This is a genomic window from Paeniglutamicibacter cryotolerans, assembly GCF_014190875.1.
In the GTDB taxonomy this organism is placed as follows: domain Bacteria; phylum Actinomycetota; class Actinomycetes; order Actinomycetales; family Micrococcaceae; genus Paeniglutamicibacter; species Paeniglutamicibacter cryotolerans.
Genome location: NZ_JACHVS010000006.1, coordinates 1 through 7668, shown reverse-complemented (window position 1 = coordinate 7668; position 7668 = coordinate 1). Strand labels below are relative to the sequence as shown.

At 57.0% G+C, this 7668-nt stretch carries 7 protein-coding genes; 6 read left to right on the top strand and 1 reads right to left on the bottom strand.

Annotated elements, in window-relative coordinates; genetic code table 11:
- Together E9229_RS18890 and E9229_RS19930 are read left to right on the top strand one after the other, a co-directional pair.
- A partial coding sequence (locus E9229_RS18890) for a helix-turn-helix transcriptional regulator (RefSeq protein ID WP_183513343.1) occupies positions 1–946 on the top strand: 946 nt, incomplete at its 5' end.
- A gap of 96 nt (positions 947–1042) precedes the next feature.
- Positions 1043–1705: a recombinase family protein gene (locus E9229_RS19930; RefSeq protein WP_183513342.1), complete on the top strand. Its 663-nt coding sequence runs from the start codon at positions 1043–1045 to the stop codon at positions 1703–1705.
- Positions 1706–3266: 1561 nt separating this feature from the next.
- Here the strand turns inward: E9229_RS19930 and E9229_RS18880 are convergent.
- Positions 3267–3659: a hypothetical protein gene (locus E9229_RS18880; protein WP_183513340.1), complete on the bottom strand. Its 393-nt coding sequence runs from the start codon at positions 3657–3659 to the stop codon at positions 3267–3269.
- A 541-nt stretch (positions 3660–4200) separates the two neighbouring features.
- On the opposite strand from E9229_RS18880, the gene E9229_RS19595 reads away from it, so the two are divergent.
- The 4 genes from E9229_RS19595 to E9229_RS19140 all read left to right on the top strand — a co-directional run.
- On the top strand, positions 4201–4494 hold the full coding sequence (locus tag E9229_RS19595; RefSeq protein WP_407671407.1) for a MobC domain-containing protein: 294 nt from the start codon (positions 4201–4203) through the stop codon (positions 4492–4494).
- Positions 4491–5237, top strand: coding sequence for a relaxase/mobilization nuclease domain-containing protein (locus tag E9229_RS18870; RefSeq protein WP_183513338.1), 747 nt, complete (start codon positions 4491–4493; stop codon positions 5235–5237). The genes E9229_RS19595 and E9229_RS18870 overlap by 4 nt, the downstream gene beginning before the upstream one ends.
- Before the next feature lie 673 nt (positions 5238–5910).
- Positions 5911–6948, top strand: coding sequence for a hypothetical protein (locus tag E9229_RS18865; protein ID WP_183513337.1), 1038 nt, complete (start codon positions 5911–5913; stop codon positions 6946–6948).
- A 463-nt stretch (positions 6949–7411) separates the two neighbouring features.
- The coding region (locus E9229_RS19140; RefSeq protein WP_221184806.1) for a hypothetical protein at positions 7412–7668 on the top strand (257 nt) is incomplete at its 3' end.

The following is a 7668-nucleotide window of genomic DNA, read 5'->3' as shown; positions in this document are numbered from 1 at the left end:
ACGTCGCTATTTTGATGAAGACGAATTAGTTGAGCCGCTCAAGACCTTGGCTGATCAGGGTGACTGCAACTTCATTCTTGTCCCCAGAACAAAGTCCCGCTACTACGAATATGCTCCACTTTTTCACATGCTTTCTGCACGGAAACTCAAGCAGTTTGGGCTTCCTTTTCTTCGAATGGGACAGTGGCCGTTTCAGATAGCTCATGGTGATGTTGATAGATATTTACCCCATGACTTTGAGGGTCGGCTCGCTAATGCTTGGGCTTCCGCCGTATGGCCGCATCTAGTTTCGGGGTCACCATTAGGTGCATTCTCTAAAAATGACCCCCTTAAACTTTTAGCGCACAACTTGGACTATTGGATTCCTCCGGTTACGTCGTTTATGCAGAGCGTACTGGGCGAATTTTCATTGGTCGAAAAAGATGTAGAGATACCAAGCCGGGTTCAAATGAGCGATGGAAGCTTCCTTGAAGGAGTGACTCCAGGTTTCCCTCGTATGGGTGGGGATATCTGGACCGGAGAAGAAGAAGCAGCAGAAGCAGTGCGGGAGACGGTTGAAAACGCTGACAGCACCGGGCAGCTGAGGGGAATCATCGATACAATCCGTTCCCATCGCGCTCACGACGATTTTTCTCCTCGGTGGTCTCATGCACGCGAAGATTTTGAACGGAAAATAAACCACACCAGGTCAAAGGTGAAAGTCTCCTTTATTGAACTTCCCGATACGGTTCCCGTGCAGGGCCCTGAAACAGAAGTGGTTGGAAATATCGTTACTACTGATTTCCTCACTCTGCTTGACCCAAAGGAACGAGAGATCGTTGTTCTACTGACGAGTGGTTTTACTCGACAGGCAGAAATTGCTGAAAAGCTGGGTTACAGTACCCACTCCGCTGTTTCGAAGCGTCTGGCAAAGATCCGTAAAAAAGCAGAGAAATACTTTGAATAGAGAAGGAAGAGCGATACAGAAATCCACGCTAAGGAACCGGCGGAGTGCGCTCAAGCCAATATTTATATCAAACGTCCGTTTGGTATAAATATTGACGTGAACCCGATCAAGACAGCCATCGTTTACGCCCGCGTCTCCACCGAGGAACAGGCCAGCAAGGGGGCCAGCCTAGATGCCCAGGTGGTGGTCCTGAGTCAGGTTGCGCAGCTTCGGGGCTGGAACGTGGTGGTCATGCGGGAACAGGCCTCTGGCAAGTCCATGTCCCGCAAGATGCGTCCGGTATTGAACGAGGCGCTGGACATGCTCACCGCGGGAGCGGCCCACTACTTGCTGGCCATTCGGATCGACCGCATCAGCCGCAGCGTCGAAGATTTCGCCGGGCTCATGGGAAGGTCGCGGCGCGAGGGCTGGGCCATGGTGCTCAGCGAGATGGATCTGGACACCACCACGTCCCAGGGTGAGTTCATGGCCAATGTGCAGGTGTCTGTCGCACAGTACGAACGCCGGCTGATTGGGGATCGAACCCGTGAGGGCCTGGCGCAGCGCAAGCGCGAGGGCGTGAAGCTGGGCCGGCGCACGGGGCTGCCCGTTGCGGTGGTGAAGCGGATGAAGGCCGAACGTCGGGCCGGTGCTACGTATACGGCCATCGCCAAGGGGCTGACTGAGGACGGGACACCGACGGCACAGGGCGGTGTGCGATGGTATCCGGCAACAGTGAAGAAGATCCTGGAGTCCGAGGTCTGGGCCCACGTTTCCTAGCGTCGGCGACCAAAGGATAACCACCGTTTAGGGCGACTATCAGGGGCCATCAGCGGGACCTTCACAGGGGCTGTCGCGGGGTTATCAGGGTACCCGTCATCGGAGGTATCAGGAAGGCTCTCAGCGGGTCCGGCGGGTGTTCCACGCTCCAGCATGCGAAGGGTGGCTGCTTGTGCCTGGATTACCCGTTCACGTTCACCCGCAATCGCTTCGGCAACAGCGGCCCGCTGCTCCGCGTCGGCCAACCTGGCACGTAATGAATCCACCTCTATTAGGGCGGCTTCCACCCGGGCATCACCCGGGGGTTTCGTGGCAGGTGTCACGGGACTGGCAGGGGGTGGCGTTGTGGAACCCAGATAGCCGAGGGCGACCAGTGCGGGAATGGGAATCTCCCAGCCCTTTGGCGACACCGTGGCACCGGCGGTGACGAGCGCTTCCTTGCGACGGCGAAGGGTGGACACCGAAATTCCGCATTCGCGTGCTGCTTCGGCCAGGCCCATTATTGGGGGTGTCCCGATTGCGGTGTCAGTCATGGATGATTGGAATCCTTTTGGAAGTGGGTCTTCGGCAAATCACGCAGACCCCGGCCAGGCACCTGCTCAAAACAGGGTTGACCTTTGCCTGATCCACAGACCGGACACGGTGTGGTGTTCCGCTGCTTCGGTTTCTTCTTCCGGGTGTGGACGATGCCGCCGCCGAGAGAAGCTCCCGGGTGTCCTTTATGCGCCATGGCCCCAACGATACGTGGGGGCGCCCCGTGACCCCATGCCCAAGTCAGGGCAACACGCCGGTTAAAGGCCGATAGCCGGGACCCTGGCAGGTACCCGACTATCGTGAAGTTTGACAAAACAACTTAATAGCAAGTGTATCTCGATCCCTGGCAGGATGCGAGTTACCCGTCCACGGCATGTCGAAGCCGAGTCAGGATGAATGACCACCGGCTTGCCCCCGGGTGTAGTGAGAACAAAGGGTTTCCCGAGAGGGATTGAACGCGTATCAAGGCAGACTCGGAGCGCTAGAAAATCCAGCGGGGTAAGAGCGTTATCGGCTCCCCCGGTTCACCCCTCATATCCCAGTCCTGGCGCAGGCGAGTAATTCCCGTAGCGCGTTCTAGGAAACCTCGACCGGCTCCGTCCGAATCAGATTTCACAGTCCCCCCTAGTGAATCCTTGCCGCGCCATCAGTGCGCCCCGATTCACTAGGGGGGTCCATCGTTTCCTGACCCCACCATCCGAATGCCCCGGGGTGGTGCGTTGAGTCAAGGACCCCACCGAAGCGTTGGGGTCGGGAAACGCAGTTGAGAGAGTCTGAGCGAAGCGAAGTCCGTTAGGCCTTCCGGTACCACTCACTAGGCCCAGACAAGAACTCCCTCAACACCTGCCTACCGGAAATAACCAGGAACGAACCAACAGGGTTAAGAAACGCGCTCTGGTGACGGGCACGTCTCCACTCTGAAAGCATCCGATCTTCTCTCCCCGAGATCCGCATGGAACGTTCGAATCACTCAACCATGTGTCGTGAAATTCCTAGTTACCCGGATGCCTGGAAGGACTCCGGGTAACTACTTGCAGAATCCGTTCGTACGAATTGCTTTCAACAGCTGCTTTGCCTCGGCATCGGAAACCGACTCAACACCAAGACCCTCAAAACGGGTCTTGACCGAGCGAACCAGGTTCGCTTCCGGGGAATCCCCCAAAATGCTCGAACACTGATTCCGTGCGTTATCCACGGTCTTCCGGTTGATGAATGCAGGATTGATTTTCTCAACGGCGGCCAGCAACTTTGCCTCTTGTTCAGCGGTGGGCTTCGGGATGCCTTGGCCGGCGGCCGCAGCAACTTCACCCACAGTGGATGCAGAAGTGGTGGGAGCAGCGGCAGGGCCAGTATTCCCACCGCAGGCAGTTGCGGTCAGCAGCACGACGGAGAACAGGACAGGCAGAGCAAAATTCTTCATTCTTCTTCTTTCGGATTGTTTGTCAGGCGGCTGTGATTCTATCGGCGGAAGGGACAGCGTCCGTTGCGTAGGTGGCACGCTTCGCAAGTGCCACCCGGATCAACCTCCGCTTCGCTGCGGTTGATGGGCCGGACCCGGGCCCTCCGCGTGTTCACTTGGAGGGCCGTCGGGCCCGGGTCCGGCCCCCTGTTCGCGCGCGGCATTTTCCTCCGATGTCGGACGCCCGCGAACAGATGCAAGGTATGATTCTCCGTAACGAGAAACTGTCGTATCGCTCGTTCCTCGCTGACAGTTTTCGTTTCGGTTCATCGCTCCTTGCTCCTGCGGAGGGCTTGTTCTCGACCGCTGTGCGGTCTCGGAGGGGATGGTTCGTATGTCGTTGTTCTCGCGGAAGAAACCGGCTGTTTCAGGTTCTGCGAATCCGTTCGTCACCGGGGTGCCGGCTCCGCCGCCGCCGGCTGTTGAGGCACCGCCGGCCCCGCCGGTGGTGCCTCCCCGGGCCGGTGGTCGGCCAGCGGTGGAGCATCCGCGGACGCGTCGGGTGTCGATGTCCCTGACCGCGGCCGAACACGCCGCCTGGACCGCAGCCGCTGAAAGCCGGGGCCTCTCTGCCTGGGCGCGGGAGCAGGTGACCGGACAGCTCGAGGCAGAGCAGCCGCGAGGCCAGGGTGCTGAGGTGGCGAAGCTGCGTGCGGATCTGGGCCGGGTGGGGTCCAACTTGAATCAGTTGGTGCGGGCGGTGAACTCCGGCCACGCGCCGGGCGGTGCCGAGCTGCTGGAAGCGGTTCAGGCGACGCGTGCGGAGCTGGCCCGGGTGCGCGGTGAGTTGCCGTGATTGCGAACATCACCCGGGGACGTAACCCCGGGGACATTGGGGCCTACCTGCACGGTGTGGGCAAGGCGAATGAGCACGTGTATGAGTTCGGGGGAGTCACCCGCCCTGGTGGCATCGTGATCGCCTCGAACCTGGGCATGGAGGGGCAGACCGAGCCGAGTCGGTGGGCGGGGGAGCTGCGCAAGGCCCTGAACACCCGGGCGGAGATCAAGAACCCGGTCTGGCACGTCTCGCTGCGCAACACCGCCCAGGACCGGGTCCTGTCCGATGCGGAGTGGGCCGACATGGGCCAATCCTTCGCCGAGGACCTGGGCTTTGCCGAGCATCCGTGGGTGATGGTCCGCCACGGGGCAGACCACGTTCACCTGGTCGTCTCCCGGATTAGTGATCTGGGGGAGGTGTGGCATGGGCGCAACGATCGCCGGGCAGCGCAGAGCGCCTGCACACGGTTGGAGCGAGAGCACGGGCTGGAGCAGGCTCCCCGGCGGAGCGTGCAGCCGAAACAGTCGGTGAGTGTCGAACGTGAACAAGCCAGAGCCCAGGGGCTGGCCCTGGTATCGCACCGGGCGGCGCAGGAGGCCGAGCGCGTCGCGGCGCAAAAGCTTCTGGAAGAGCATTGGAGGATTCACCGGGCGAGCTTTCCGTATCCACCCGGTACCCGGGTTCCGGGTCAGGAAACGCCGCCCGCACGGCGTGTTTTCAGGCCGCCGGAGATTGACCGAGACCAAGGAATCGAACGGTAGTAACCGGGCCTCTCTCCGTGTCCAAGGACTATATGCGGACTAAGAACATGAGGTATTAGGAGTATGAACATAAAGACCGGTGGCCCCTTGCATCACGAGCTGCAAGGGGCCACCGGCCGTTTACTTATTTACTGATCCATGAAGTCTTTGATAAATTCCCAAGCTGCGAGCGCAAAGCGCCCCACTGCTAAGAAGAACGTACCAACGACCAATGGATCACGCTTTTTCTGCTTATCCATATGGCTTTCCTTATAAAGGACAGCGAATGGACCTACCAAGACCGGAGTCTTGGTGAAAGCCGGAGCTCGTGGCGGTTTCACCTTGACTGGCAATCAAGCAGAACCTAGACTGAAAAATGTCTTAAACACAAGGAATCTAGGTCCTTGTAAGCCATTCAGTTGGCTTAATGTTTCATTCAGAAGCCCGCCTGCCAGCGGGCTTCTGCTGTTTAACACCGAGGGTCCATTTTCCCACCTCTGGGCCCCCCTTGAAGGGCCGTGTTTATAAAGCTAGCACATAGTAAGTTGATTCACCCTTGTGATTTCAAGGCATATTTGACACTAGCTAGTTGTTGCTGAAAAATTATTGGTGCTGCAGTTAATGATTGTCTACTACAGTAGGTGACAAGTAAGTCCGTCGCTGACCGTAGAAGAATGTAGGACATCAAATTCCATTGGATACCAATACAGCAGCCTCCTCTTCAGCAACTGAAAAAGTCGTTGACGAAGTTGACGTCGAAACACTGAAAAAGTCTGAAAAAGAGGAAGCACAGGCCATTCTCTTAGCGGCAGCTCTCGAATATTCCAGATCACTAGCAGCGGTCGTAGACAAGAGCGTAGGGGCGCGCAAAGCGGTGCCAATCCGTAACTCGTTCGTCCGCAACGACGATCCCACCGAAGATGCTCCATTGAATAAGCTGGTATCGGGCGGAGGTGGCCGCGGGGCGGCTGTACCCGTGATGCTCTACGTCGCCCTGATCTGGAAGTGCGCAAAGAAGCCCTTCAGTGTGAAGCTTTCTGCGCGACAGTGGGCCGGGCTCTTGGGTTTGCCCGACGCACCAGGCAAAGGAGCTCGTCGAATTGCCAATGCTTTGCAGAGGCTTGAGGACCTCAATCTCATCAAGCTCGACAAGGCACATGGCGAAGTATCGACGATCACCCTTCTGGATGAGTCAGGCGACGGTTCCGATTACGGACTTCCATCGACGGCATACTCCAAGGGCGGTCTGAAAAGAGATCTGTACTTCAAGGTTTCGAGCAAACTTTGGACTTCAGGAAAGTTTCAGCAGCTAAGCGCTCCCGGTTTGGCAATGCTACTGATCCTTCAAGAGGAAGGTGGACACAAACCGAGTAAGAGTCCGTTTAAAGTATTGCGAGCTAGCCCTCAGGGAAGCGAAGTCTGGTTCACTACCGAGAACTTCCCCACACGATATGGCATCAGCGCTTCTATGCGATCCCGCGGAACCGCGGAACTCATAGAGGCGTGTCTGCTGGAAACGACACGCAGGCCAGTTGGCCCCCCAGGAAATCTGATGTCGTTTACGACGGAGAAGCTCCGCAAGGTGTACACACTCCAGGGAGAGGCTGTAGTGGTGGATAAAGAGACTGAGGTCAAGGGGGCGAAGGCCCTAGCGAAGAAAACAGCACCCAAAGCAAAGCCCTCCGCCAATAAAGAAGGCAATCAGCCGCTGACGAAACTGGCTAAGAAGTAGTTGAGCAGTGTCGCTCGATCTATTTCCGGTGAGTGCAGCTTTCACTTGAGCTAGTCGAACAATCAACGCTGACCGCTTGCAGAACTCTGTTTTCCGGCGATGGAACATTTTCGCCTGGATATGTCGTGATATAGGTATGGCGCAGATAATCTCGGATCAGAACCACTCAGTAGTGGAGACACCACAACATCAACCCGGCATAGATGATTTCTGTGCTCCAGGCAGCCGTACCAGCTTCATTTCTACCCGTAGCGCAGCGGTTATAACTCTGTCACTTTTGGTCGGTGTGATCATAGGATTTCTAACTTATCTAGGCACCTCACCATCCAACTTGCCCTTAGGCTGCGTGGCTGGCCTTACGAGCTTTGGTGCTGCAGTTGTTGGCTTACAAAACCTCATTGAGCCGTAGCTGGAAAACTCTTATATTCACTTGAAATTTTGGTTCGTTTCTAGGAGGAGCTCGTTGGATATGAATGACCCGGAATCCGATTCGCTAGAGGACGACTCCTATGCCATGGAGGCATCTGAAATCGACCCTTACTTGTACCCCCGTATGTCCAATATTTCAGCCGGTTTTATCTACAACGGAATCATCCGGCCTGACGAACCTGAGCTTCCGGAATACGTTTCTATCCCGATGGGGGTAGGCCTAAATAGCGGAATCAAACTTCAAGTAGGAGTTTCGCAGTGGAACATGCTTTGGGAAGTTGCCCAATTTAG

Excerpts from the sequence above, each read along its gene's own strand:
- E9229_RS18880 (WP_183513340.1), bottom strand. The coding sequence starts at position 3,659 with ATGAAGAATTTTGCTCTGCCTGTCCTGTTCTCCGTCGTGCTGCTGACC.